This is a genomic window from Neobacillus terrisolis (genome assembly GCF_051233475.1).
Taxonomy (GTDB): Bacteria; Bacillota; Bacilli; order Bacillales; family Cytobacillaceae; genus Bacillus_BU.
On record NZ_JBKFGH010000008.1, the window covers coordinates 173533 to 198630 of the forward strand.

The 25098-nt window shown below is 41.9% G+C and carries 24 protein-coding genes and 1 tRNA gene; 1 reads left to right on the forward strand and 24 read right to left on the reverse strand.

Features of this window, described 5'->3' with window-relative positions:
* Positions 1–273: 273 nt before the first annotated feature.
* The 9 genes from eno to ACI48O_RS06520 all read right to left on the reverse strand — a co-directional run bounded on the left by eno (position 274) and on the right by ACI48O_RS06520 (position 9830).
* Complete coding sequence (gene eno, locus ACI48O_RS06480; protein ID WP_435560921.1) at positions 274–1569, reverse strand: phosphopyruvate hydratase; 1296 nt, start codon at positions 1567–1569, stop codon at positions 274–276.
* A 116-nt stretch (positions 1570–1685) separates the two neighbouring features.
* Entirely contained in the window at positions 1686–3221 is a 1536-nt protein-coding gene (gene gpmI, locus ACI48O_RS06485) for a 2,3-bisphosphoglycerate-independent phosphoglycerate mutase (RefSeq protein WP_435560922.1), read from the reverse strand.
* The gene (gene tpiA, locus ACI48O_RS06490) at positions 3214–3975 is read right to left on the reverse strand and encodes a triose-phosphate isomerase (protein WP_435560923.1); all 762 of its coding nucleotides are present in this window, start codon (positions 3973–3975) and stop codon (positions 3214–3216) included. Before tpiA ends, gpmI begins: the two co-directional genes overlap by 8 nt.
* Before the next feature lie 111 nt (positions 3976–4086).
* On the reverse strand, positions 4087–5271 hold the full coding sequence (locus ACI48O_RS06495; protein WP_435560924.1) for a phosphoglycerate kinase: 1185 nt from the start codon (positions 5269–5271) through the stop codon (positions 4087–4089).
* Positions 5272–5589: 318 nt separating this feature from the next.
* Positions 5590–6597 carry a type I glyceraldehyde-3-phosphate dehydrogenase gene (gene gap / locus ACI48O_RS06500; RefSeq protein WP_435561043.1) on the reverse strand — a complete coding sequence of 336 codons (1008 nt, stop codon included), beginning with the start codon at positions 6595–6597 and terminating at the stop codon, positions 5590–5592.
* Between the two features lie 122 nt (positions 6598–6719).
* Positions 6720–7742: a sugar-binding transcriptional regulator gene (locus tag ACI48O_RS06505; RefSeq protein WP_435560925.1), complete on the reverse strand. Its 1023-nt coding sequence runs from the start codon at positions 7740–7742 to the stop codon at positions 6720–6722.
* A gap of 127 nt (positions 7743–7869) precedes the next feature.
* Positions 7870–8130, reverse strand: a complete 261-nt coding sequence (locus ACI48O_RS06510; protein ID WP_435560926.1) for a glutaredoxin family protein — start codon at positions 8128–8130, stop codon at positions 7870–7872.
* Positions 8131–8202: 72 nt separating this feature from the next.
* A complete protein-coding gene (gene rpoN / locus ACI48O_RS06515) occupies positions 8203–9519 on the reverse strand; it encodes an RNA polymerase factor sigma-54 (RefSeq protein ID WP_435560927.1) in 1317 nt (438 codons plus the stop codon).
* A gap of 239 nt (positions 9520–9758) precedes the next feature.
* Positions 9759–9830 (reverse strand) — tRNA-Arg (locus ACI48O_RS06520).
* 483 nt (positions 9831–10313) lie between these two features.
* On the opposite strand from ACI48O_RS06520, the gene clpP reads away from it, so the two are divergent.
* Positions 10314–10916: an ATP-dependent Clp endopeptidase proteolytic subunit ClpP gene (clpP, locus tag ACI48O_RS06525; RefSeq protein WP_435560928.1), complete on the forward strand. Its 603-nt coding sequence runs from the start codon at positions 10314–10316 to the stop codon at positions 10914–10916.
* Between the two features lie 746 nt (positions 10917–11662).
* Here clpP and ACI48O_RS06530 read toward each other — a convergent pair.
* From ACI48O_RS06530 to ACI48O_RS06600, 15 genes are all read right to left on the reverse strand, one after another.
* Complete coding sequence (locus ACI48O_RS06530) at positions 11663–11920, reverse strand: HPr family phosphocarrier protein (RefSeq protein WP_435560929.1); 258 nt, start codon at positions 11918–11920, stop codon at positions 11663–11665.
* A gap of 15 nt (positions 11921–11935) precedes the next feature.
* Positions 11936–12892 (reverse strand): DNA-binding protein WhiA, encoded by a 957-nt coding sequence (whiA, locus tag ACI48O_RS06535; RefSeq protein WP_435560930.1) that lies wholly within the window; start codon positions 12890–12892, stop codon positions 11936–11938.
* Positions 12893–12923: 31 nt separating this feature from the next.
* Positions 12924–13916, reverse strand: coding sequence for a gluconeogenesis factor YvcK family protein (locus tag ACI48O_RS06540; protein ID WP_435560931.1), 993 nt, complete (start codon positions 13914–13916; stop codon positions 12924–12926).
* Complete coding sequence (gene rapZ / locus ACI48O_RS06545; protein WP_435560932.1) at positions 13913–14806, reverse strand: RNase adapter RapZ; 894 nt, start codon at positions 14804–14806, stop codon at positions 13913–13915. Before rapZ ends, ACI48O_RS06540 begins: the two co-directional genes overlap by 4 nt.
* A 20-nt stretch (positions 14807–14826) precedes the next feature.
* Positions 14827–15285: an 8-oxo-dGTP diphosphatase gene (locus tag ACI48O_RS06550; RefSeq protein WP_435560933.1), complete on the reverse strand. Its 459-nt coding sequence runs from the start codon at positions 15283–15285 to the stop codon at positions 14827–14829.
* Positions 15286–15568: 283 nt separating this feature from the next.
* Positions 15569–16519 (reverse strand): thioredoxin-disulfide reductase, encoded by a 951-nt coding sequence (trxB, locus tag ACI48O_RS06555; RefSeq protein ID WP_435560934.1) that lies wholly within the window; start codon positions 16517–16519, stop codon positions 15569–15571.
* A 103-nt stretch (positions 16520–16622) separates the two neighbouring features.
* Positions 16623–18119 carry a tetratricopeptide repeat protein gene (locus ACI48O_RS06560; RefSeq protein WP_435560935.1) on the reverse strand — a complete coding sequence of 499 codons (1497 nt, stop codon included), beginning with the start codon at positions 18117–18119 and terminating at the stop codon, positions 16623–16625.
* 274 nt (positions 18120–18393) lie between these two features.
* Positions 18394–19026, reverse strand: coding sequence for a bifunctional phosphoribosyl-AMP cyclohydrolase/phosphoribosyl-ATP diphosphatase HisIE (gene hisIE, locus ACI48O_RS06565; protein WP_435560936.1), 633 nt, complete (start codon positions 19024–19026; stop codon positions 18394–18396).
* Entirely contained in the window at positions 19023–19781 is a 759-nt protein-coding gene (hisF, locus tag ACI48O_RS06570; protein ID WP_435560937.1) for an imidazole glycerol phosphate synthase subunit HisF, read from the reverse strand. The genes hisIE and hisF overlap by 4 nt, the downstream gene beginning before the upstream one ends.
* Complete coding sequence (gene hisA, locus ACI48O_RS06575; RefSeq protein ID WP_435560938.1) at positions 19781–20512, reverse strand: 1-(5-phosphoribosyl)-5-[(5-phosphoribosylamino)methylideneamino]imidazole-4-carboxamide isomerase; 732 nt, start codon at positions 20510–20512, stop codon at positions 19781–19783. Before hisA ends, hisF begins: the two co-directional genes overlap by 1 nt.
* Positions 20512–21147 carry an imidazole glycerol phosphate synthase subunit HisH gene (gene hisH / locus ACI48O_RS06580; RefSeq protein ID WP_435560939.1) on the reverse strand — a complete coding sequence of 212 codons (636 nt, stop codon included), beginning with the start codon at positions 21145–21147 and terminating at the stop codon, positions 20512–20514. Before hisH ends, hisA begins: the two co-directional genes overlap by 1 nt.
* Entirely contained in the window at positions 21148–21735 is a 588-nt protein-coding gene (gene hisB / locus ACI48O_RS06585) for an imidazoleglycerol-phosphate dehydratase HisB (RefSeq protein ID WP_435560940.1), read from the reverse strand.
* 214 nt (positions 21736–21949) lie between these two features.
* Positions 21950–23218 carry a histidinol dehydrogenase gene (gene hisD, locus ACI48O_RS06590; protein WP_435560941.1) on the reverse strand — a complete coding sequence of 423 codons (1269 nt, stop codon included), beginning with the start codon at positions 23216–23218 and terminating at the stop codon, positions 21950–21952.
* Positions 23219–23242: 24 nt separating this feature from the next.
* On the reverse strand, positions 23243–23872 hold the full coding sequence (hisG, locus tag ACI48O_RS06595) for an ATP phosphoribosyltransferase (protein WP_435560942.1): 630 nt from the start codon (positions 23870–23872) through the stop codon (positions 23243–23245).
* Positions 23869–25047, reverse strand: coding sequence for an ATP phosphoribosyltransferase regulatory subunit (locus ACI48O_RS06600; protein WP_435560943.1), 1179 nt, complete (start codon positions 25045–25047; stop codon positions 23869–23871). The genes hisG and ACI48O_RS06600 overlap by 4 nt, the downstream gene beginning before the upstream one ends.
* Positions 25048–25098: the final 51 nt, after the last annotated feature.

Below are 25098 nucleotides of genomic sequence, written 5' to 3' on the forward strand. Positions count from 1 at the left end.
AGATTTATGCCCCCAATCCGTGGATTATTTAGTTTTATCCGTAGATTTTGCATTTCTATCCGTATATTAAAATTATTATAAATAACAACACCTTTCCTATTTGCCGACTACGCCATCTTATTTGCGGGTTTGTAGCCTTTATTTGCGGAAATTAGTTTCTTATTTGCCGATTAACCACTTTTATTTGCCGATGCCAATTTTCCGCCACAATCAACACTAAAAAAACGCCGGCGGGAGCACTTCCCCGCCGGCGTCACGTAACTTTAAACAAAATTACTTCTTCAAGTTATAAAAAGACTTTAAACCATCATATACAGCTAATACGCCAAGATCGTCTTCGATGCGTAGTAACTGGTTGTATTTCGCGATACGGTCTGTACGAGACATTGAACCAGTCTTGATTTGACCAGCGTTTGTTGCAACTGCGATGTCAGCGATTGTTGCATCTTCAGTTTCACCAGAACGGTGAGAAACTACTGCAGTGTAACCAGCGCGCTTCGCCATTTCGATTGCTTCGAAAGTTTCAGTTAACGTACCGATTTGGTTTACTTTTATCAAAATTGAGTTTGCAATACCTTTTTCGATACCTTCAGCAAGCTTCTTAGTGTTTGTAACGAATAAGTCGTCACCAACAAGCTGTACGCGAGTGCCAATGCGCTCAGTTAATAGCTTGTGGCCTTCCCAGTCGTTTTCGTCTAAACCATCTTCGATTGAGATGATTGGGAATTCGTTTACTAGCTCTTCGTAGAAATCAACCATTTCTGCAGAAGATAAACCTGTGCGGCCTTCGCCAGCAAGATCGTATTTGCCAGTTTCTTTGTTGTAGAATTCAGAAGAAGCTACGTCCATACCAAGGTAGATATCTTTTCCTGGCTCGTATCCTGCAGCTTTAATTGCTTCGATGATAACTTCTAAAGCTTCGCGGTTAGAACCTAGGTTAGGAGCGAAACCACCTTCGTCACCTACAGCTGTGTTTAAGCCTTTGCCAGAAAGAACTTTTTTCAAGCTGTGGAATACTTCAGCACCCATACGGATTGCTTCTTTAAAAGAAGGAGCGCCTACAGGTAAGATCATGAACTCTTGGAAGTCAACGTTGTTGTCAGCATGAGAACCACCGTTGATGATGTTCATCATTGGAGTTGGTAATTGCTTTGCATTGAATCCGCCAAGGTAACGGTAAAGTGGAAGACCCACTAAATCAGCAGCAGCATGAGCACAAGCCATAGAAACACCAAGGATTGCGTTTGCGCCTAATTTACCTTTGTTTTCAGTACCATCAAGATCGATCATTGTGCGGTCGATTGCTACTTGGTCAGTAACGTCCATACCGATTACTGCATCAGCAATAATGTTGTTTACGTTGTCAACAGCTTTTAATACACCTTTACCAAGGTAACGAGCTTTGTCGCCGTCACGAAGCTCAACTGCTTCGTATTCACCAGTAGAAGCACCAGATGGAACTAATGCGCGTCCGAAAGCGCCTGATTCTGTAACAACTTCAACCTCAACTGTTGGATTTCCGCGAGAGTCAAGGACTTCACGAGCATAAACTTCTTGAATGTATGGCATAGCTAAATCTCTCCTTTTGAATGATTGTTATTTTTTTAAAAATAAAAACAATAAACTGTCCATATTTGAATTTACCCTAACAGATATAATATTTCAATCTGATAAAGCAAACATACCTATTTCTTTATTAAAGACGTACCCGTCATTTCAACTGGTTTGTCGATACCTAATAAATCAAGCATTGTTGGAGCTAAATCGCCAAGAATTCCGCCTTCGCGAAGCTCAACACCAGCTTTTGTTACAATAACCGGAACCGGATTAGTTGTATGAGCTGTCATTGGATTGCCTTCAAGGGTAATAACCTCATCTGCATTCCCGTGGTCAGCAGTAATAATTGCAGTACCGCCTTTTGCTACAATTAAATCCACAACCCGACCTAAGCACTCATCAACTGTTTCAACAGCTTTAATCGTAGGTTCAAGCATGCCTGAGTGTCCTACCATATCCGGATTAGCGTAATTTAAAAGAATCGCATCAAACTTATCTTCGTTAATCGCATTTACCAATGCATCCGTTACTTCATAAGCGCTCATTTCCGGCTTCAAATCATAGGTTGCCACTTTTGGTGAGGCAATTAAGATTCTTTCCTCGCCAGGAAACTCTGCTTCACGACCACCGCTCATAAAGAACGTTACGTGCGGATATTTTTCCGTTTCGGCAATTCGGAGCTGCTTTAGGTTGTTTTGCGCTAATACTTCACCAAGTGTGTTGTCCAAGTTTGTTGGCTTAAACGCTACATACCCGTCAACTGTCTCACTGAAATGAGTCATACAAACAAAGAATAAATTATTCGGATGCTTCTGTCCGCGGTCAAACGAACGGAAATCCTTATTTGTGAACGTATTTGAAATTTGAATCGCACGGTCAGGTCGGAAATTATAGAAAATAACCGCATCGTTTTCACCGATAGTTGCAACTGGCTCACCGTTTTCACGAGTAATGACAGATGGCAACACGAACTCATCATAGATGCCTTTTTCATAAGAATCTTTCACGACATCCATTGGATTTGTATAAGAAGGACCTTCACCGTAAACCATGGCACGGTAAGATTTTTCCACTCGCTCCCAACGCTTGTCACGGTCCATTGAATAGTAACGACCAGAAATGGTTGCAAATTCACCTACACCGATTTGTTTCATTTCATCAATCGTTGATTGAATGAAGCCTTCTGCTGTTTGCGGTCCAACATCACGTCCATCTAAGAATGCATGAACATAAACCTTTTCCACACCTTCAGCTGCTGCTAAGCGAAGCAAAGCAAACATGTGGTTAATATGGCTGTGAACGCCACCATCAGATAACAAGCCAAACAAGTGAAGACTTGTTCCTTCTTTTTTAACGTGATTAATCGCACCTACAAGGGTTTCATTTTTTTCAAATTCCCCTTCACGAATCGCCACGTTTACGCGTGTTAAGCTTTGGTAAACAACCCGGCCGGCACCGATATTAAGGTGTCCAACCTCAGAGTTCCCCATTTGACCATCGGGTAATCCAACTGCCTCTCCGCTTGCTCTTAACTGTTGATGCGGAAAAGAACTCCAATAACGATCGAAATTAGGCTTGTTAGCTTGTGAAACTGCATTTCCTTTTTTTTCATTCCGGCATCCAAATCCATCAAGGATGATTAATGCCACGGGAGATTTACTCATTTGATCCTGCCTCCAATAATTGTAGGTAAGATTCAGCCTCAAGGCTTGCTCCTCCTACTAACGCCCCGTCGATATCCGGTTGTGACATATATTCTTTGATGTTTTCAGGCTTCACGCTGCCACCGTATTGAATCCGAACTGCTTGGGCTGCTTCCTGTGAAAATTGTTCTCCGACAACCTGACGAATATAAGCGCACACCTCATTTGCATCCGATGCAGAAGAGGATCTGCCTGTGCCGATTGCCCAGATAGGTTCATATGCAATAACCGTTTGCTTTAGCTGATCTTCTGTTAATCCTGCTAAGCCCTTTTTAACTTGTGCACCAACTAATTCATTTGTTTGACCTGCTTCGCGCTCTTCTAGCGTTTCACCGCAACAAACAATTGGAATTAATCCATGTGCAAATGCTGCATGTGCTTTCTTGTTTACACCCTCGTCTGTTTCATTAAACATTTCACGGCGCTCAGAGTGACCAATAATCACGTATTTAACGCCGATATCAGCTAGCGCAACGGGGCTGATTTCGCCTGTAAAAGCACCGCTTTTTTCAAAATGCATATTTTGTGCACCGATTTCAACATCAAAGCCTTTTGAAATCGCAACAAGTTGTTCAAGGAATAAAGCGGGAGCACAAACAACAGAATCCATCTTCTCTTTAGAAGGGACTAGTTTATTAACATGCTCCATGAAGCTTTTTGCTTCTGCAAGAGTTTTATGCATCTTCCAGTTTCCTGCTATGATCGGTTTACGCATGATGGTGTACATCCTTTCCTGGTTATCTAATTAAATCGTTCTAATGAACGAGCTGGAATCTCAAAGTTGTATATTAAAAAGCTTGAACCATTTTTTGCAGCAAACAACTAATTACTTATCGTTTAACGCTACAACTCCTGGTAAAGCCTTTCCTTCCATGAATTCTAATGAAGCACCGCCACCAGTAGAAATATGACTCATTTTATCAGCTAAGTCAAATTTTTCTACCGCTGCAGCTGAGTCGCCTCCACCGATAACAGAATATGTATCATTTGCTTCTGCTAGTGCTTCTGCCACAGCCTTTGTTCCGCCGGCAAACTTGTCCATCTCAAATACACCCATAGGTCCATTCCAAATGACCAATTTAGAGTTTTTAATTACATCGCTATATAACTCGGCTGTTTTAGGTCCGATATCAAGGGACATCCAATCAGCAGGAATTTGATCAATTCCAACTACTTTTGTATTTGCATCAGCAGAAAACTCTTCCGCCACAACAGCGTCAATCGGCATATAAAATTTAACGCCTTTTTCTTCTGCTTTCTTAATAAATGAAAGGGCTAAATCCATTTTGTCTGCTTCCAATAAGGAGTTACCAATTTCATGACCTTGAGCTTTGATAAATGTATAAGCCAAACCGCCGCCAATAATTAAGTTATCTACTTTTTCAAGTAAATTATCAATTACGCCAATTTTATCTTTTACCTTTGCACCACCAATAATTGCAGTAAAAGGTCTTTCAGGGTTTGATAAAGCTTTTCCAAGAACATCAAGCTCTTTTTGCATTAAAAATCCTGAAACCGCAGGAATGTGATGAGCAATTCCCTCTGTTGAAGCATGGGCACGGTGAGCAGCTCCAAAGGCATCATTCACATAAAGATCTGCAAGCTCTGCGAATGCCTTCGCTAGTTCTGGATCATTTTTTTCCTCACCAGGGTAGAAACGAACATTCTCAAGTAAAAGCACATCGCCCTCACTTAATCCATTAATTTCTGCTTTAACTGATTCACCATAAGCTTCGTCAGTCTTCTTTACTTCTTTACCTAGAAGTTCAGCAAGACGAGCCGCAACAGCAGTCAAGCGCAATTCTTCCACAACTTGTCCCTTTGGACGGCCAAGATGAGATGCTAAAATTACTTTTGCCCCTTGTTCAACCATATATTGAATTGTTGGCAGAGCAGCACGGATACGAGTATCGTCCGTAATTTGTCCATCTTTCATTGGAACATTGAAATCCACGCGGCAAAACACGCGTTGACCTTTGACTGTTACGTCTTTTACAGATTTTTTGTTCATTCAGGATGGTCCTCCTTTTTAGTTAAAAAATAAATTTGGATACCCAACGGTTTACCGAGCATCACAGAAGCTTGCTATTATATAGTATTTACTTTAATCCCCCGAACTGATCGGCATTTAATAAAAATTTCTATTCTCGAAATAAAACAAAAGAGGGGAGTGGGGAATGATCCCCGCTCCCCTTTTTATCCCATTCGATTGCAAGAACCCCGCCAATCAGGGGATTTGAAACGATCTATTTTTTAAGAAACTAATAGCAAGAGCGTCCAGACGCACACCCTATACCATTATAGACGTTTATGGAACTAATATCCAATATTAGAAACCTTTTTTACCCATAAAATCTGCTAAGTCTACTACACGGTTAGAATAACCAGTTTCGTTATCGTACCAAGAAAGTACTTTTACCATGCTGCCTTCCATAACCATTGTAGATTGAGCATCAATTGTAGAAGATGCAGGGCTACCGTTAAAGTCAGTAGATACAAGTGGAAGTTCAGTGTATTCTAAGATACCTTTTAAATCGCCTTCAGCTGCTGCCTTTAATGCTGCATTTACTTCTTCAGCTGTAACGTCTTTTTCAAGCTCAGCTACTAAGTCAACTACAGAAACGTTTGGAGTTGGTACACGCATTGCCATTCCGTTTAATTTACCCTTTAATTCAGGAAGTACTAAAGCAACCGCTTTTGCAGCACCAGTTGAAGTTGGGATCATGTTTTCAGCTGCAGCACGAGCACGACGGTAGTCTTTGTGCGGCAAGTCTAAGATTTGTTGGTCATTTGTGTATGAGTGAACAGTTGTCATCATACCGCGTTTGATACCAAAGTTGTCATTTAATACTTTAGCAAATGGAGCTAAACAGTTAGTAGTACAAGATGCATTAGAAACGATATGGTGGTTAGCTGCATCGTACTTGTCTTCGTTAACACCCATAACGATTGTTAAATCTTCACCAGATGCTGGAGCAGAGATAATAACCTTTTTCGCACCTGCTTCAAGGTGTTTTGCTGCATTAGCACGGTCAGTGAAGCGGCCAGTAGATTCTACAACTACTTCTACGCCAAGATCTCCCCAGCCAAGTTGAGCAGGATCGCGCTCAGCGATAACTTTCACACGATGAGCACCAACTACTAAATAATCACCATCAACTGTTACTGTTTCAGCTAATTTGCCATGAACTGTATCGTATTGTAAAAGATGTGCAAGCATATTTGCATCAGTTAAATCATTAACTGCAACTACCTCAACGTTAGGATTTTTTAAAGCTGCACGGAAAACATTACGTCCAATACGACCAAATCCATTAATACCCATTTTTACTGCCATTATTATTTCCTCCTTTAAGGTTACACTTTTAAAATTTATATAAAGGGGGATAACCCCAGTATTAACATTGTTAAATAATTCCCCTATAACCAATAGAATATGCTTTCAATGTTTAAAAGGACTTAACCCTTTAACAATTGTTTAGCTGCTCCTTCATCGGTTATCAAAATCGTTGAAGCTGGAGCCTGCTTCATATAAGCACGAATTGCCTTTGCTTTTGATGCTCCGCCTGCAGCGGTAAGAACATGCTCGATATCAGCAATGTCTTGGAGCTGAATGCCAATCGTTAAGACCTTATGGACCACTTCTCCTGATTCATTGAAATAGTATCCAAAAGCCTCCCCAACAGCATTTTTCGCCTTTATGTTTTGAATTTCATCATTCGATGTGTTGCGGCGTTCAGCCATTGTTATAGCGTCTCCAATACCGTGTAAAACCATGCTTGCTGAATGAATTAATTCTAAAACCTCTGTAATATAAGGTTCCTTGATAAAGGATTCATAAATTTCCTGGCTTACTTGGTCTGGAACGTAAAAGACTCTATGTTTTGCACCGGCCTTCTCCGCCATTCTTGAACAAATGGTGTTCGCTTGATTCTTAACCTCTTCACCAACACCACCGCGTGCTGGTACAAACAGCAATTCTTTTTCATGAAAATCGGGTGTAAGCATCTCGGCTACCGACGCCATTGTAGTTCCGCCGGTAACAGCAATAATATTTTTACCTGGCAAAAGGTCTTTCATGCAATTAACTGTCGCCCGCCCTATTTCACTTTTTACCCAAGGTGATTCATCACTGTTGCCTGAAACGACTATGACCTTTTTAATTTGAAGTTGGCGCTCGAGCTGTCGTTCTATTTGGTCAATACCTGTTACTTCTCTCATTACGCCTTCAAGCTTTTCTAGAAGCTCTGAACCCTCTGATGTCAAACTCATTCCAACACTTGAAAAATCAATCAGATCCTGGTCTTTCAAAAATTCCACTTCGCTGCGAAGCACTCTTTCAGTAAGACTAAGACTTCCCGCTAAGCTCCTTCTTCCAACTGGCTGCATTAAATTTATGTATTGAAGAATGGAGTAGCGTTTTTGCATAACTTGCAGGAGGTCAGGTAATAATCTTTTTTGTAAATCAATAATTGAGTCCATGGTAATATTCTCCTCTTTTGGATGGTCGTAAAATGTCCCGCCTAGACATATTATGTCCCACTTGTTGCAAAAAAAATCACTCCTTAACCTAAGGCTTATTTTAACAGGAGTGAAATGAAATTTCAACTTATAATAAAGAGATTTTTTCTTGCAAACGCTTACGTATGACATTTTTGTCAACACGGCCAAATTGGACCTCTTCACCATCTAACACAACCACCGGAATCATAATCCCATAAAGCTCTGTTAGATGATCATCTGTATCAATATCCACTTCTTTAATAGAAAAAGGAAACTCTGTTTGAAGTTGCGTTAATGATTCTTTGGCCATCTCACATAAATGGCATTTCTTTCGAGTATAAAATGTAACTACTACCTGGGCCTCCACGATTAGTTGTCCTCCTTTTTCCACTTATCTGCATTTAATTAGAAAAACAGTGAAGGATTCTCCACATTTAGATTAATCGTATCTTTTTCGTTTTGAAGAAGAAGGAATACCGAGCTGGTCTCGATACTTAGCAACGGTTCTTCGGGAAACTACGATCCCATCATTCTCCTTTAAAAGCTGGACAATGTCCAAATCCGATAAAGGCTTTTGCTTATTTTCTTCTTTAATTAATTTCTCCATCGCCATCTTAACCTTGCTCGATGACAGTGATTCATCAGAAACGGATTCAATCGCATTCGTGAAAAATGATTTTAGCTCAACGGTTCCAAACGGTGTTTGAACGTACTTTTCACGTACAGCTCTGCTCACAGTCGATTCGTGGATTCCCAATTCTTCAGATATCTCTTTCATCGTCATCGGTTTTAAAAAAGTAGGACCTTTTTCAAAATAAGCTTGTTGTTTGTCTACAATTTTACCTGTTACGTTCAAGATTGTTTTTTGGCGTTGCTCTAAGCTGCGAATAATCCAGTGATAATCCTGTTGCTTCTCATTCAGAAAATCGTTGACCTTCTTATCTTGATAGGAATTTAAACTAGCAAAATAATCTTTATTAAACTGAATTTTTGGCAGAATGTGATCAAATAACCTGACAACGAATTGATCACCCTCTTGAACTACCATGACATCAGGGATTACATATGAAGCTCTTTCATAATGAAAGGCAGCTCCCGGCTTTGGATTAAGCGTTAAAATATAATCAAATACTTGCTGAATTTCCTTTATATCAATCGAAAGCAGTTTCGAAAGCTGCTTCCACTTTTTTTCAGCAAACATCGAAAAATGCTCCGAAACAATCCTTTCAGCCAGCTCATTCTTTACTTCCTGGCGATTAAGCTGCAGAAGCAAGCATTCTCTTAAGGTTCGTGCCCCAATGCCTGCCGGCTCCACTCTTTGCAAAATAGCCAAGCATTCCTCTGCGTCAGCCAAAGAAAAATTAAAGTGATTGGCTATATCCTGTAAATTACCCGTAAAATAGCCATTATCATCTAGGTGATAGATATAGTGGGTAACCACCCTTTTCTGAAATGGGCTCATTTTCATATCTTGAATTTGCGGAAATAAATGATCAGCTAACGTAAAGCGCTGATCGCTGATTTGTTCAATCCAAGCTTTGTCATTTGATTTTTGACTTTGCCCCTTCGCCTTTGGCTGGTATACCTCCGCTTTTCTGCTTTTAATATGCAATAATGGATTTTCAAGCGCTTTATTTTCGAGAAAATCCACAAGCTCAATAGCCGAATATTGTAAAAGTGCAATTGCTTGTGAAAGCTCTTGAGTCATCGATAACTTTAACGACTGTTGTTGAGATAATCCTGCTCTTAAATCCATTTTCACTCCCCCTGTCCTCATTTTACAACAGAGAAGAAATATGTTCACGAAAAAATACCAGAGCTTACTACTAACATATTCATTTTTTGAATATGAGTGATAGGCTGATTGTATGATGAGGACCACTTTATTTTATAAAATAATTATGCGGAAAGTATGCATTTTATTAGAAAAGTTATCGAAATACCTTTAAAAATGCCAAAAACCCCTTACCCTAAATAGGCAAGAGGTTTTGGTAACGCCCTCGGCAGGAATCGAACCCACATCTCAAGAACCGGAATCTTACGTGCTATCCGTTGCACCACGAGGGCATGTAAAAAAGACGCTACGTTAAAATATTATATGGCATGATGAACTTGATTGCAAGCATTGTTTTTAAGGAAAATGGGCCCAACACTTTGAATCGGTTTTTGTTTGGCTGTTGATTGGAGCGGAAGGTGCGAGACTCCTGCGGGAGAAGGTGTCACGGGAGACTTCACAGGCGCTTTGCGCCAAGGAGGCTCCCGGACTCCCCCGCGGAAAGCGAGCACCTGAAGCGGAAATCAACAGAGCCTTTTGTTTAAAAATTCCCTAATCGGATAAGATGTAAAGCATGGACATTTCTGCGAGGGAAAACACACCATTCATGCAAGCTAATGTTGTCGAACAAATCACGCTAAATGCAGGTCGATTTGTTTGACCTTAATTGACCATCAGTGTATGATAACAATACATAAGATTTTTTTCATCGAGATTTATGAGGAAAAATCTTGGGGTCTAACCTTGGAATATGAGATTAAAGGAGGAACAGAAAAATGAATTTGATTCCTACAGTAATTGAACAGACAAATCGCGGCGAGCGGGCATACGATATTTATTCCCGTTTGTTAAAAGACCGTATCATCATGCTCGGAAGCGCAATTGATGACCATGTTGCCAACTCAATTGTCGCTCAATTATTATTCTTAGAAGCTGAAAATCCTGAAAAAGATATATCCATTTACATTAACAGCCCTGGCGGTAGCATCACTGCCGGTATGGCAATTTATGACACAATGCAGTTCATTAAGCCCGATGTTCAAACGATTTGTATCGGTATGGCTGCATCAATGGGTGCATTCTTACTTGCTGCAGGTACAAAAGGCAAGCGCTATTGCTTACCAAACAGCGAAGTTATGATTCACCAGCCACTTGGCGGTGCACAAGGTCAAGCAACAGAAATCGAAATCGCTGCAAAGCGCATCCTTTTCCTACGTGATAAATTAAACGGTATCCTTGCAGAACGCACAGGCCAGCCACTTGAAGTAATTGAGCGTGACACTGAGCGCGATAACTTCATGACTGCTGAAAAGGCTAAAGAATACGGCTTAGTCGATCATATTATTGAACGCAGCTCTGCTACTGGTGAGAAAAAATAATAATCGCTCCTAAACGAAACTCGCGCTCTATTTTTTATAGTGGGCGTTAAAAGGTGCCTTCTTAATAAATGACGTATGCTCTGGCATACGTCATTTAATTATTTACAAGGGTTTTTTTTAACATGGCTGTGTTAAAGCTCAGTGTTGATTTTTTTACACAATGTTGATTGGAGCGGAAGGCGCTTGACTCCTGCGGGAGTAGCGGGACAGGTAAGACCCCACAGGAGCTTTAGCTCCGAGGAGGTTCACCGCCCGCCCCGCGGAAAGCAAGCGCCTGGAGCGGAAATCAATAGTCTAGTTTAACACAGCCTTTGACATAATATTGTTCAATGAAACGACTGTCAATATTGATGTCATTCGGAACGCCGGCATGGTAGGTTCCTTATCTTAAGAGGACATACGTTCCGTTATTTTGATAAAATATGCTCTTTTTGATAGATAAGCGGACACCAGTTCCGCTATTCGCTAATAAATGGCGATTTTTGAGTGGTATTTATATAAATAAGAGCCCCTGTGTCCGGTAAGATGCAATAACAAGCTAAAAACATCAAAATAAGGGCCTCTGTGTCCGCCAAAATATCGTAACTTCATTATTTTTGTTAACCAATCGGAGGAGGACAAGCTCGTAAGTATAATAAAGAAAACTCGCCAATTTTTTGATGGCGAGTTTTGCTTTTATATAGGCGAAAGGCATCATAACGACTGTCACTTCAATATAAATATAAAACGGAAACCTTTAGTGTTTTTTATGCCTCATCGCAAATATAATTGCAAAGGGCTTCAATAGCTTCTGTTTCGTCACTGCCGTTTGCGGATAGAGAAACTTCAGAGCCTGAGCTTATTGCCAAGCTCATTAACCCCATAATACTTTTGGCATTGACTTTTTTACCGTCTTTCTCTAAAAAAATTTCGGATGAAAACCGATTGGCTTCTTGAACAAAGAGTGCCGCAGGACGTGCTTGTAAACCAGTTTTCAGTTTAACTTTTACCTGTTTTTCTAACATGCGATTTCTCTCCCCTTATATTTCTCTATTTTTGATCGGCTCACTTGCCCTTAGCTTTTCAGCTATTTCATCTATTTTTCTTAACCGATGATTAATCCCAGATTTACTGATAACTCCGCCAGAAACCATTTCCCCCAGCTCTTTAAGAGTTACATCCTGGTAATTTACTCGTAATTCGGCTATTTCCCTTAGTTTTCCCGGTAGAATTTGCAATCCAACGGTTTGATCAATAAATCGAATGTTCTCGACTTGCCTTAATGCGGCCCCAATCGTTTTATTTAAATTGGCCGTCTCACAATTAACCAAGCGATTAACAGAATTTCTCATATCACGGACAATCCGGATATCTTCAAATTTAAGTAAAGCATTATGAGCACCGATAATATTTAAAAATTCGGTAATTTTTTCTGCTTCTTTTAAATAGGTTATATACCCTTTTTTCCGCTCAAGTGTTTTGCTGTTAAGTTGAAATGTGTTCATCAATTCACACAAAGCATCATTATGTTCTTTATATAGTGAGGCAACCTCAAGATGGTAGGAGGACGTCTCCGGGTTATTGACAGAACCCCCTGCCAGAAAGGCTCCTCGCAAATAAGAACGCTTACAACATTTCTTTCTAATAAGCTCATCTGAAATATCGTGAACAAAGGTGAAGCCTTCGCCTAATATTTTCAAATCCTCCAAGATTGATTTTGCCTGATCAGCGAGTCGTACAATGTAAACATTGTTTTTCTTCAAGCGCATTTTCTTTCTGACCAGCAATTCAACTTGAACTTGATAATTCTTTTTTATTAGTGTGTAAATTCTTCGGGCAATTGCTGCATTCTCGGTTTGAATATCTACGATTAGTTTACGATTGGAGAATGATAAGGATCCATTCATACGAATTAATGCGGAGAGTTCAGATATACTACAGCATGCTTTTACTTCTATATTTGTCAGTTCTTTCTTCGTTTCTGAAGCGAAAGACAACCTTAAACACCTCCATCCACAGGCAAAAGTATCAATTGTAATTACGCTTTAAACCTTGTTTTGTTTCATTTAAAAGGAAAGAATATAAAATTTCTGCTACCTTGTTTGTATCATGACGAATTGCTCCGTTTTGCAAGCAAACAAATTCATCTTGAAGCAATTCAATCCCAAGCTCTTGTAGATTCGAAACATCAAAAAAGACAGGTTTGGCGTATTCTTTTTGATATCGCTGCTGGATTTCTGAAGGAATCGGTTTCGTATTAACTAGGATGGTGTCAATAAAGCTGCAATTCATATGATCGTAAATTGCCTTTACATGATCACTAGCTGTATAATCTAATGTTTCCCCAGCCTGAGTCATTAAATTACAAATATAAACCTTTTTTCCCTTTGCTTTACAGACGGCCTTGCCTAGCTCCGGAACAAGCAAATTAGGAAGCACGCTTGTATACAAACTCCCTGGACCTATAATAATTAAATCAGCTTGCTTAATCGCTTGAACGGATTCCGGAAGTGGAGAAATATTTCCGGGTGTAAGAAAGACTTTTTTAATTTTTTTACCTGAAAAAGGAATTTTTGACTCTCCGGAAACTATCGTACCATCTTCGAGCTCTGCATGCAAAATGACTCCTTGATTGGCAGCTGGCAGCACCTTACCATTTACATTTAAAACTTTGGACATTTCTTGGATAGCATGAACAAAATTCCCGGTAATGGAAGTCATGGCCGCTAAAATTAAATTCCCTAACGAGTGCCCTGAAAGTTCATTCGTAGTTTTGAAGCGGTGCTGGAACATCTCTTCAATTAATGGCTCCACATCGGATAATGCAGCAAGCACATTGCGAACATCCCCTGGTGGCGGGATATGAAGGTCATCTCGCAACCTTCCAGAGCTCCCGCCGTCATCGGCCACTGTCACAATAGCAGTTATATCAACAGGATATTTTTTCAATCCTCGTAATAGAACAGGCAAGCCCGTTCCACCACCTATAATGACAATTCTAGGTTGTTGGAACTTCGTCATGTTAATTTTTCCTTCCTTTTATCAATGTCCCGATGACTAACCCGAGTTTCATAATCCTTTTTGAAAAATTGGCCAATGTACTCTGCTAGGGCCACCGAACGGTGCTGTCCGCCGGTACAACCAATTGCCACAACAAGCTGTGCTTTACCTTCCCGCTTATAGTGCGGCAGCATAAAACCGAGCAGCTCGGTTACTTTTTCCAAAAATTTATGGGTTTCATTCCATTTTAAAACATAGCTGGAAACATCTTCGTCAAGCCCTGTTTTTGGTCGCATCGAATCAATATAATGCGGATTTGGCAAGAAACGGACATCAAAAACAAGATCAGCATCAATCGGAATCCCGTGTTTAAATCCAAAAGACATTACATTAACTGTAAAAATCGTCTGTTTATTAGCGGAAAACTCAGTGAGGATTTTCTCTCTTAAATCTTTCGGTTTCATATTTGAAGTATTATAAATTAATTGGGCTCTACCCTTTAATTCTTCTAATAATTCTCGTTCAAGCTTTATTCCTTCTAATGGAAGTCCTGATGGGGCAAGCGGATGAAAGCGCCGCGTTTCTTTATAGCGCCGGACCAAGGTCGAATCGTCTGCATCAAGGAACAAGATTTGCGGCGTAAGCCAGGACGTTTCACTAAGTTCATCTAATGCCTTGAAAAGATGGTCAAAAAACTCTCTCCCCCTTAAGTCCATAACCAATGCCACTTTATTCATTTTATTCCCTGATTCTTTCATCAGTTCTAGGAATTTCGGTAACAAAGTCGGCGGCAGATTATCAACACAGAAAAAACCTAAATCCTCGAAGCTTTGAATCGCCACCGTTTTCCCTGCACCTGACATTCCTGTAATAATGACCATCTGGGTCTCACTTGTCGCACCGGTACTCATGTACTTCCCTCCATTACTGATTAGCTTGGATCAAGCCGATATGACATCAGCTTAAAATCCGGTGTATATGTAAATGTTCCATAGATGAGTCCTTTTCCATGGATCATATATTCAATGATGTGATGGTCTCCTTCAGCCATGGGCAGCGTGCTAATTCGATCCAAATCATGCCATTCAATCTTACCCTCGTCCGATTCGTGAAGAGTAGGACCTTCTGCCTCTGTTGCAACAAAGGTAAACATCATCCATTCAGACAGGACCTTGTCACCTTCAACCATGATAAATGTAAAAATCCCTTTAATATTGGGGTTTTTAAGGTAAATCCCTGTTTCTTCGCGAAATTCTCGTATGCAGGAGTCTTTTACCGATTCACCAGGTTCCATTTTACCACCAGGCGCCACCCACCAACCCCGACGTGGCTTTTGTAAAAGCAAGACTTTGTCATCCTTTAGTAATACACAATTTGTGACCCTCTGCATGTAAAACACCTCTATCTCTAACACTTACAAGTTTGAAAATATCTTTATTCTTTTCATTATACTATTATTGGGATTATGTAACAATGATAGCGGTTTGACAAACTGTTTGAAAAAAAATAGGCACAGGATGTCCTGCGCCACCAACTTATTTAAATAAAGGGGGTCAATTACTTAAGCCTATTGTACGGCAAATATATTTCAGCACTGTTACAGTTGAATTAAATGAAAGTAACTTTTAACAAAAAGACATAAAGAAACCACGCCTTTAAACGTGGTTTCTTCTTTATGCTTTAGCTTTTAAGCTTTCTTTAAGTTCTTCAACATAATGCTGAACAGCCTGTGCGGCAATACTACCATCGCCTGTTGCTGTTACAATTTGGCGCAATGTTTTTTCACGAATGTCACCAGCGGCAAAAATACCGGCTACTTTTGTTTCCATTTGCTCATTTGTTTCAATGTAGCCATTTTCATTTGTAATGCCGAGGCTTTCAAACGGTTTAGATAGCGGAATCATACCAACGTAGATAAATACACCATCCGCCGGTAATTCTTGTTCTGAGCCATCCTTGGTTGAAACAAGGGTAATGCTGCCGACCTTACCGTTTTTTTCATTGATTTGTTTTACCGTATGACTCCAAACAAATTCAACTTTTTCATTATCGAATGCGCGTTGTTGTAAAATCTTTTGGGCACGAAGCTCATCACGACGATGAACAATCGTTACTTTTGAAGCAAAACGGGTTAAGTATACACCCTCTTCGACAGCGGAATCTCCACCACCGATGACGTAAAGCTCTTTATTTTTAAAGAAAGCTCCGTCACAAACCGCACAATACGAAACACCACGGCCACCTAATTCTTTTTCACCAGGAACGCCAAGTTTCTTGTACTCTGCTCCTGTTGTAATAATAACAGCGCGAGCTTTGTATTCTTTCGTTCCAGCCACAACGGTTTTATACTCTTCTCCGTCAATTACTTCTTTAATATCGCCGTATGCATATTCAGCACCGAATTTCTTTGCGTGCTCGAACATTTTGGTTGAAAGCTCAGGTCCTAAAATCGATTCAAAACCAGGGTAATTTTCAACATCCTCGGTATTGGCCATTTGTCCACCCGGAATACCGCGCTCAATCATTAATGTAGACAAGTTAGCACGTGAAGTATATACAGCAGCGGTCATTCCAGCCGGGCCTGCCCCTGCAATGATGACATCATAAATTTTTTCTTCTGACACCTTGTTTTCTCCTCCTTCTTACAGCTCATCCTAAACAGCTTTTACTACAATTAGTATTTACACTAATCCTATAAAAACATCATCGGATAGTCCAAAAATCTGCTCAAACCAATAAGTTTTTCACTTGTTTGACATATTTTTGCAAGGTAGCTGTAGAAAGATTGTATTTGCCCGCAAGAGCAGCCTGGGTAATCTTTTCATATCGTAAATGCAGCCACACATATTCAATCGCTGCGGCCCATGCTTGTTTATTTTTTAAAGATAAACCTTCATTTAAAATTTTCACATAAACGGAAAACCACATTAAATAAAGTCCTGATTCAACTGAGCCGATTGGCTGGTGATGGGAATAAAGAATCTCTGCCGGTTCATGAGCAGTAAATTTCTCGTCCACATCATTCGATTTGATCCAAGATAGATATTCGCGTTCCAAGTTAGAAAATTTCTTGTTGTTTTTACGAAAAATCGAGGACAAAATATCATCCTTTTGCTTGGAAACGGATGTTAAGAAAAGGGCAAACAATCTTTCCTCAACAAAGTTGCTATCTAGCTTCTTCATAATAGAAGGAACATGCTCTTCAAAGCCAGTGTAATTAGCCTTATCATCGCTCCATGGCTCGAATCCTTCTTTTTCAGGCGTCAGCTCTAACACCTTTTTCCAAACATTTCTTGCTGCAGTTTCATGCCCGGTAAAATACGCAGCATATGTGAGCCAATAATAAAATGCGCCTTCGCCATCATAGCCTTGTTTTTGCAACTTCCGAAGCCACGTATAAGCGAGTTCATATTCCTTAACAAGCGCAAACGTCGTTCCGAGCTTATATTGATGATCGATCGACAACGGCTTTATTTTTTCCAGTACGGCCTTAAGTTTCTTTACTTCAATGACATCCTGTTGATAATAGGCAAATACCAAGCGGTTGCACATCGCATGCAGGTTGCCTGGGTTCTTTTGCAGGACATCGTTTAAAATTTCGAACGCTTTATCGGCTTCACCAAGGTAAAAATAAGCCAGTGCGAGGTTATTATATGCCGACCAGTACTCAGGGTAATTTTCGATGATGCTGCTTAATACCTCGATTGCCTTTGGAAAATGACCGGATTCTAGCAAGTCGCGCGCTTGTTCCTGCTGGACGATTAAGTCGTCATGCTCGTAGAAATCATCCTCGTCAATTTCCTCTGCTTCTAAGTTAAGAAGCTCAAGTAATTCCTCCGTATCATCCGTGAATTCCCCGTATGGATCAAGTTCTAAATAGAGGTTTGCATGATGATGAGCATCTTTAAATAGACCTAGGTGGGCATAATTATTTGCAAGGAAATAGTGACACTCATACAGTTCTTCATCTAACTCATCCAGTATCGTGTGGAGGAGGCGATTGGACTGTTGATATTCACCCATTTCCGTATGCAAAACAGCAAGCTGGCAAGTGATCATCGGTTCACCTGGGTCCAACTGAAGCGCACGAAGGAAATATTTTTTTGCTTTATGAAAATCACGGCGATTGTAAGCTTTTACACCCTTTGTAAAATAGTACTCTGCCGTTGGAACAAATGAAAGAATCTTTGCTTTTTGCTTTGTAGCTTTAGAGTCTTTACTCATGAAAGCCTCCTGTAAAAACTTTTTTAACTTATGTAGTATAACACAGGTACTTGCTTATAGAGAAGTGGGATTGTCGAGAAAGAAATCGACATGAGGAGGGGTACAAATAGCTGGGGCTTTTGGAACTGTTACGATTCTATCCGTGGATTTTGAAGTCCTATCCGTGAATTTTAGTACTTTATCCGTGGATTTGAACATTCCATCCGTATTCGCCATATTTTAGACACAAACAAGGCCGGCAACACTCGCCATGTTGCCGGTCCTTGAAAACGAATTATTTATGCCGAGTCTCCAGCACCTTCAAAATCTCTGCAAATGGAAGTTTTTGTTCACGCAATAACACCAACAAGTGATAAAGCAAATCAGATGCTTCCCATTTCAATTCTTCGTGAGAGCGATTTTTCGCTGCAATAATCACTTCTGCAGCTTCTTCGCCAACCTTCTTCAGAATCTTATCAACGCCCTTTTCAAATAAATACGTTGTATAAGCCCCTTCAGGCATTTTTTCTTCGCGATCCTTGATTACTTTTTCAAGCTTCAACAGAATCTCGTAATCAGACAAACTTGAAATATCACCAGCAGCCTCGGCAGTATACAAGCTTTCTACAAAACAGCTAACTGTCCCGTGGTGGCAAGCTGGACCAGCAGGTACAACCAACACTAATAAAGCGTCCTTATCACAGTCATATTTGATTTCTACAATCCGCTGCGTGTTCCCGCTAGTGGCGCCTTTATGCCAAAGCTCTGCTCGTGAGCGGCTATAAAACCAAGTTTCACCTGTCTCAAGCGATTTTTCCAACGATTCCTTATTCATATACGCTAGGGTGAGGACTTCCTTTGTCGCGATATCCTGAACGATGGCGGCAACGAGCCCCTTCTCATCAAATTTGATTTCGGCAATATTCATCGCACTTCAACTCCTCTTTCCCGTAAAAACGCTTTAACCTCACTGACAGAGGTTTCTTTATAATGAAAAATTGATGCAGCCAAAGCGGCATCAGCACGTCCTTTTACAAAAGCATCAGCAAAATGTTCGGCGTTTCCAGCTCCGCCCGAAGCAATAACCGGAACATGCACTGCTTCACTGACCGCCTTCGTTAACGCAATATCAAAGCCAGCCTTTTCACCATCACAGTCCATACTGGTTAGCAAAATTTCTCCAGCCCCTCGACCAACAGCTTCCTTCGCCCAGGCAATCACTTCCCATTCCGTCGCATTGCGGCCGCCATGAGTAAACACGCGCCAAGAACCAAGCTCCTCATCGTACTTCGCATCGATTGCACATACAATACATTGCGAGCCAAAAAAGCTTGCCCCCTCATTGATCAAATCAGGATTCAACAAAGCAGCCGTATTAAGCGATACCTTATCGGCTCCGGCACGAAGCATCCGTTTCATATCCTCTAATGAGTTGATTCCGCCGCCAACCGTAAACGGAATCGCCAGCTCTGAAGCGACAGCCTTTACCACTTCCGTCATCGTCTTCCGCCCCTCATGCGAAGCGGATATATCAAGGAATACTAATTCATCGGCACCCTGCTCGTCGTAAAAACGAGCCAGTTCAACCGGATCACCAGCGTCGCGAAGCTGGACGAACTGAATGCCCTTGACAACCCGTCCTTCTTTTACATCAAGGCAAGGAATAATTCGTTTCGTCAACATTATCCTCTCACCTCTTCTAACGCCTCGCGAACCGTAAAGCGACCCTCATAAATCGCCTTACCGACAATGGCGCCGGACACTCCTTGTCCTGCATATGTCTTAAGCTTCGTCAAATCAGCCAACGAACTCACTCCACCGGAAGCAATGACACTTTTTCCAGTCTCAACAGCCATCTGAACGACCGCATCTACATTCGGTCCTGACAGCATCCCGTCTGTTGCGATGTCTGTAAAAATAAACGTCTCCGCTCCGGCATCCGCAAAGCGCTTGCCAAGCTCAACTGCCTTCATCTCAGAAGTATTGAGCCAACCGTGTGTCGCAACATAGCCATTTTTCGCATCAATACCAACAGCAATATGACGGCCATATTTCTTAATCATCTCGATCGCAAAATCAGGATTAGAAACGGCGATACTTCCGATAATGACCCGCTCGATGCCGCGCTCTAAATAATGGGCAATATCCGCTTCTGTTCTAATTCCCCCGCCGATTTGCACTTTAGCGTCAAGGTTCTGCGCCGCTTGAATCACAAACGTATCATTTACGCGCTTGCCGTCCTTCGCACCGTCTAAATCAACCATATGAATCCATGAAGCGCCTGCGTCCGCAAACTGCTTCGCCATTTCAAACGGAGAATCCCCATATACGGTTTCTTTATCGTAATCACCTTGAAGAAGGCGTACACACTTCCCGCCTCTCATATCGATTGCTGGATAAATAATAAAGCTCATTAAACCCCACTCCTTTTCACAGCCAGCTCCGTAAAGTTACGCAAAAGCTCCATGCCTAAACGGCTGCTCTTTTCCGGATGGAACTGCATGCCATACACATTGCCACGACCGACAACCGCAGGAACCCTCACATCATACTCCGCCTCCGCAATGACAACATCGCGATCCTCGGTCGTTACATAATAAGAATGAACAAAATATACATAGTCTTCGGTAATCTCCTTCAAAATCGGCGACTCATGCAGATAGTGGAGCTTATTCCAGCCCATGTGCGGAACCTTATAAGCTTGTCCTTCCTTTGTATGGCCGGCAAAGCGGACAACGCGGCCAGGGAGAATGCCAAGCCCTTTCGTAACCCCGTTTTCCTCACTTTCTTCAAACAGAAGCTGCATGCCAAGGCAAATTCCCAGTAGCGGTTTGCCGCTGGCGATATAGCTGCGGACCATGTCAGCCAGCCCCGTTTCGTTCAAACGTTCAATCGCATCACGAAAGGCACCCACTCCAGGTAAAAGAAGAGCATCTGCCGCTAACAGCTCATCTTTATTTTCTGAGATAAAATAGGGAACGTTTAGCCGTTCAAGCGCCTTGCTGACGCTGAACAGATTTCCCATCCCATAATCAATGATCCCGATCATTTACAACATTCCTTTCGTTGATGGAACCCCTTTAATGCGAGGGTCAATTGTCGTTGCATCATCGAGCGCCCGGCCCAAAGCCTTAAATACTGCTTCAATGATGTGATGGGTATTGTGGCCATAGTGAACGATGACGTGCAAATTCATGCGAGCCTCAAGTGCCAGCTTCCAAAGAAACTCATGAACGAGCTCCGTATCAAATGTACCAACCTTTTGACTCGGGAACTCTGCACGCATTTCTAAGTGGGGACGATTGCTTAAATCGATTACTACCTGCGCTAACGCTTCATCCATCGGCACGAAGGCGTTGCCGTAACGCTTGATTCCTTTTTTATCGCCTAATGCTTCTCTAAGTGCTTGGCCAATGCAAATACCAATATCCTCAGTCGTATGATGATCATCGATTTCAATATCACCCTTGGCATCGACCGATAAATTGAACTGACCGTGCTTTGTAAACAGGTCAAGCATATGGTTCATAAACGGCACGCCCGTTTCAATATCAGACTGACCTTCACCATCAATAGATAATTGCAGCTTTATATCCGTTTCATTCGTTTTCCGAATTACACTTGCCGTTCTTTCCATGTTTGACCCTCCAATTTTAATAAATTGTATCGATTTGTTGATTTCCGCTCTAGGCGCTCGCTTTCCGCGGGCGATCCGGGAGCCTCCTCGACGCCTTGGCGTCTGTGGGGTCTCCCGTGATTCGCTTCTCCCGCAGGAGTCTCGCGCCTTCCGCTCCAATCAACAAAAAATAAAACTAGTTTCAACGTTCATTCCGTTTATGGTTTTTTATCATTTAATTTTTAAACCGTGCTTCAATCGCCCGTGCGTGAGCTTCAAGCCCTTCGATTCGAGCAAACTCAGCAATTTTCGCCGCATTCTCATGGAAAGCCGCCTCACTATATACAATCACGCTTGATTTTTTCTGAAAATCCTCCACGTTTAACGGACTGGAAAAACGCGCTGTTCCATTTGTCGGCAATACATGGTTTGGACCGGCAAAATAATCTCCAACCGGTTCAGAGCTGTAGCGTCCAATAAAGATGGCTCCAGCGTGGCGAATCCGACCGAGAAGCTCCATTGCATTTTCCGTGACGATTTCAAGGTGCTCCGGCGCAAGCTTATTAATCGTTTCGACTGCTTCGTCCATTGTTTCCGTAACATAAATCGTGCCGTAATGATCAATCGATGCTTGGGCAATTTCTCGGCGCGGTAAATCAGTCAGTTGCTTCTCAACCTCGGCAGAGACGGCTTCGGCAAGCTGTCTTGAGGGAGTAACCAACACGCTGCAAGCGCGCGGATCGTGCTCGGCTTGTGATAACAAGTCAGCCGCAACCTCATTCGCTCGTGCCGTGTCATCTGCTAACACGGCAATTTCACTTGGACCGGCAATCATATCAATATCAACATCACCGAATACCTCGCGCTTTGCTAATGCCACAAAAATATTTCCCGGACCGGTAATTTTATCGACCGGCTTGATGGTTTCAGTACCATATGCGAGAGCCGCGATTGCTTGGGCACCGCCAACCTTATAGATTTCCTTCGCTCCTGCCACATGTGCCGCAACTAAAACGGCCGCGGGAATGGTACCATTTTTACCAGGAGGAGATACGACCACAATCCGCTCAACTCCAGCGGTTTGTGCTGGAATCACATTCATCAGCACGGACGAAGGGTAAGCAGCTGTACCGCCAGGAACATATAGTCCGACTGAATCAAGTGGGGTTACTTTTTGACCAAGAATCGTTCCGTTCTTCTCCGTCGTCATCCAAGATGGGCGCAGCTGCTTTTCGTGAAAGGCACGAATATTGGCCGCTGCTTCCTTGATAATTGCCAGCTGATTATCGCTAATATTTTCATATGCAGCGTTGATTTCTTCCTCGCTTACTAAAAAGCTGGACAGCGAGATGCCATCGAATTTTTCTGTATATTGTTTTAAGGCGTAATCTCCATTGATGCGCACATCATTGATAATGGCTTTGACCGCGGCGCGCTGTTCCTCAGTACCCGCGTCAACCGACCTTTTAATAGAAATATCTTCACTAACCTGCAAGATTTTCACGAAATATCATCCTTTCTGAAGCAATTAAATCACTTCACTTAAGCGCTCCACTAGTTCGCGAATCCGTTCATCCTTAATTTGATAGCTAACCGGGTTGACGATTAATCTGGAAGTAATGCCCACGATTTGTTCGTATTCGACCAGACCGTTTTCAACGAGGGTCCGGCCAGTTGAAACGATATCAACAATGCGATCGGCCAAACCGATGATTGGGGCTAATTCGATTGAACCATTGAGTTTAATCACTTCGACTTGTTCACCCTGCTGGCGGAAATAGGCTGCCGTAACTTTCGGATATTTTGTCGCAATCTTCGGTGCGACATTGTTCATCTCTGTGTTTGGCAGTCCAGCTACAGCAAGATAGCATTTACTAATCTTTAAATCTAATAATTCATACACATCACGATCTTCTTCGAGCATAACATCCTTACCGGCAATCCCCAAATCAGCTACACCATGCTCAACATATGTGGGCACATCCATTGGCTTTGCCAGAATAAACCGAAAATTTTCCTCAGGGACATCGATAATCAGCTTGCGTGAATCCTCAAATTCCGGTGGCAAGCGGAAGCCTGCTTTTCTAAGTAAATCAGAGGCTTCCTCAAAAATTCTGCCCTTCGGCATGGCGATGGTTAGCATTGTATTGGTACTCATTCAACAGACCCCCTTTCTTGTTTTCCGAGTAAAAAGACGGTATCTGCAAATTTATTCGTTAACGAATCCACATTTTTTACTCCGTTGATGTCTTGCAAAACAACCTGTTCGCCTTCGGAGCGTTTTTGAACGGCTAATTGGAACGCTTCTTTGCGGCGTTCTTCACTGAACAGAATGCAGCTGATTGGTTCAGGCTTTTCCAGATGGCCGAGTGCTTCAAGCAGACGGTCGACGCGAACCGCAAAGCCTGTTGCTCCTGTTTCTTTCCCGAATTTTTCTAACAGCTTATCGTAGCGGCCGCCACTTCCAAGCGGGAATCCGACTTTGCCTGCATATAATTCAAATAAAATACCGGTATAGTAGCTCATATGATTAATTAACGTGAGGTCGAATTTCACGTATTCTGCGACTCCATAATCGGAAATGATATCCCATAATTGACGGAGCTGCTGAATCGCTTCACGGCCTGCCTCGTTTTCAATCAGTGCAAAGGCGCTTTCGATTACCTCTGCACCACCGCGCAGCTGCAATAGGTCATATAAACGCTGTTTATCAATCGATGAAAGCGGCAATGATTTCACATGCTCGCGATAACCGACATAGTTTTTCTCATATAAATATTTCGTTAGCGTTTTGGCGCGCTCTTCTGTTCCTAAGATTTGCAGGAATAACTCTTGTACAAAGCCAATATGGCCGACTGAGATTTTGAAATCCTGTAAGCCAGCTGCCTTAATGGAGGACACCATTAACGCAATGACCTCAGCATCTGCACTTAACGTATCGTCCGCAATTAATTCTACGCCGATTTGTTCAAACTCGGCCGGTCTGCCGCCTTCGCGCTGCTGGGCACGAAATAAATTGGCCGAGCTAGCAAGACGCAACGGTAAATCCTTTAATAGCTTGGAAACCGCCACCCGTGCGATTGGCGTGGTCATGTCCGGACGAAGAACAAGCGTATGTCCTTGCTGATCCAACAGCTTAAATAGCATTTGATCTAAAATAGCCGATGCTGATCCAACTGTATCAAAATATTCAAGCGTCGGCGTTTCGATAAATTGATAGCCCCAGCGCTTCATTTCCTCTTCTAATTTCCGCTTAACCCGCTGCTTTGTTTCATATAAGTCTGGTAAAGTGTCTCTCATCCCAAGCGGCTTTTCAAACATAAATAGACTCATAAGCTCACCCTTTTATCGTCATATATCGTTAATCTAATTTGAAAAATCCGA

Coding starts and splice junctions, on each gene's coding strand:
- ACI48O_RS06495 (WP_435560924.1), bottom strand. CDS start 5,271: ATGAACAAAAAATCTGTAAAAGACGTAACAGTCAAAGGTCAACGCGTG.
- hisB (WP_435560940.1), bottom strand. CDS start 21,735: ATGGAAAGAACGGCAAGTGTAATTCGGAAAACGAATGAAACGGATATA.
- gap (WP_435561043.1), bottom strand. CDS start 6,597: ATGGCAGTAAAAATGGGTATTAATGGATTTGGTCGTATTGGACGTAAT.
- eno (WP_435560921.1), bottom strand. CDS start 1,569: ATGCCATACATTCAAGAAGTTTATGCTCGTGAAGTCCTTGACTCTCGC.
- hisH (WP_435560939.1), bottom strand. CDS start 21,147: ATGATCGGGATCATTGATTATGGGATGGGAAATCTGTTCAGCGTCAGC.
- ACI48O_RS06540 (WP_435560931.1), bottom strand. CDS start 13,916: ATGACGAAGTTCCAACAACCTAGAATTGTCATTATAGGTGGTGGAACG.
- hisF (WP_435560937.1), bottom strand. CDS start 19,781: ATGTTGACGAAACGAATTATTCCTTGCCTTGATGTAAAAGAAGGACGG.
- rapZ (WP_435560932.1), bottom strand. CDS start 14,806: ATGAGTACCGGTGCGACAAGTGAGACCCAGATGGTCATTATTACAGGA.
- gpmI (WP_435560922.1), bottom strand. CDS start 3,221: ATGAGTAAATCTCCCGTGGCATTAATCATCCTTGATGGATTTGGATGC.
- ACI48O_RS06560 (WP_435560935.1), bottom strand. CDS start 18,119: ATGAGTAAAGACTCTAAAGCTACAAAGCAAAAAGCAAAGATTCTTTCA.
- hisA (WP_435560938.1), bottom strand. CDS start 20,512: ATGAGCTTTATTATTTATCCAGCAATCGATATGAGAGGCGGGAAGTGT.
- tpiA (WP_435560923.1), bottom strand. CDS start 3,975: ATGCGTAAACCGATCATAGCAGGAAACTGGAAGATGCATAAAACTCTT.
- hisIE (WP_435560936.1), bottom strand. CDS start 19,026: ATGAATATTGCCGAAATCAAATTTGATGAGAAGGGGCTCGTTGCCGCC.
- rpoN (WP_435560927.1), bottom strand. CDS start 9,519: ATGGATTTAAGAGCAGGATTATCTCAACAACAGTCGTTAAAGTTATCG.
- ACI48O_RS06550 (WP_435560933.1), bottom strand. CDS start 15,285: ATGCAGAGGGTCACAAATTGTGTATTACTAAAGGATGACAAAGTCTTG.
- ACI48O_RS06600 (WP_435560943.1), bottom strand. CDS start 25,047: ATGAGTCTATTTATGTTTGAAAAGCCGCTTGGGATGAGAGACACTTTA.
- clpP (WP_435560928.1), top strand. CDS start 10,314: ATGAATTTGATTCCTACAGTAATTGAACAGACAAATCGCGGCGAGCGG.
- ACI48O_RS06530 (WP_435560929.1), bottom strand. CDS start 11,920: ATGTTAGAAAAACAGGTAAAAGTTAAACTGAAAACTGGTTTACAAGCA.
- hisG (WP_435560942.1), bottom strand. CDS start 23,872: ATGAGTACCAATACAATGCTAACCATCGCCATGCCGAAGGGCAGAATT.
- ACI48O_RS06505 (WP_435560925.1), bottom strand. CDS start 7,742: ATGGACTCAATTATTGATTTACAAAAAAGATTATTACCTGACCTCCTG.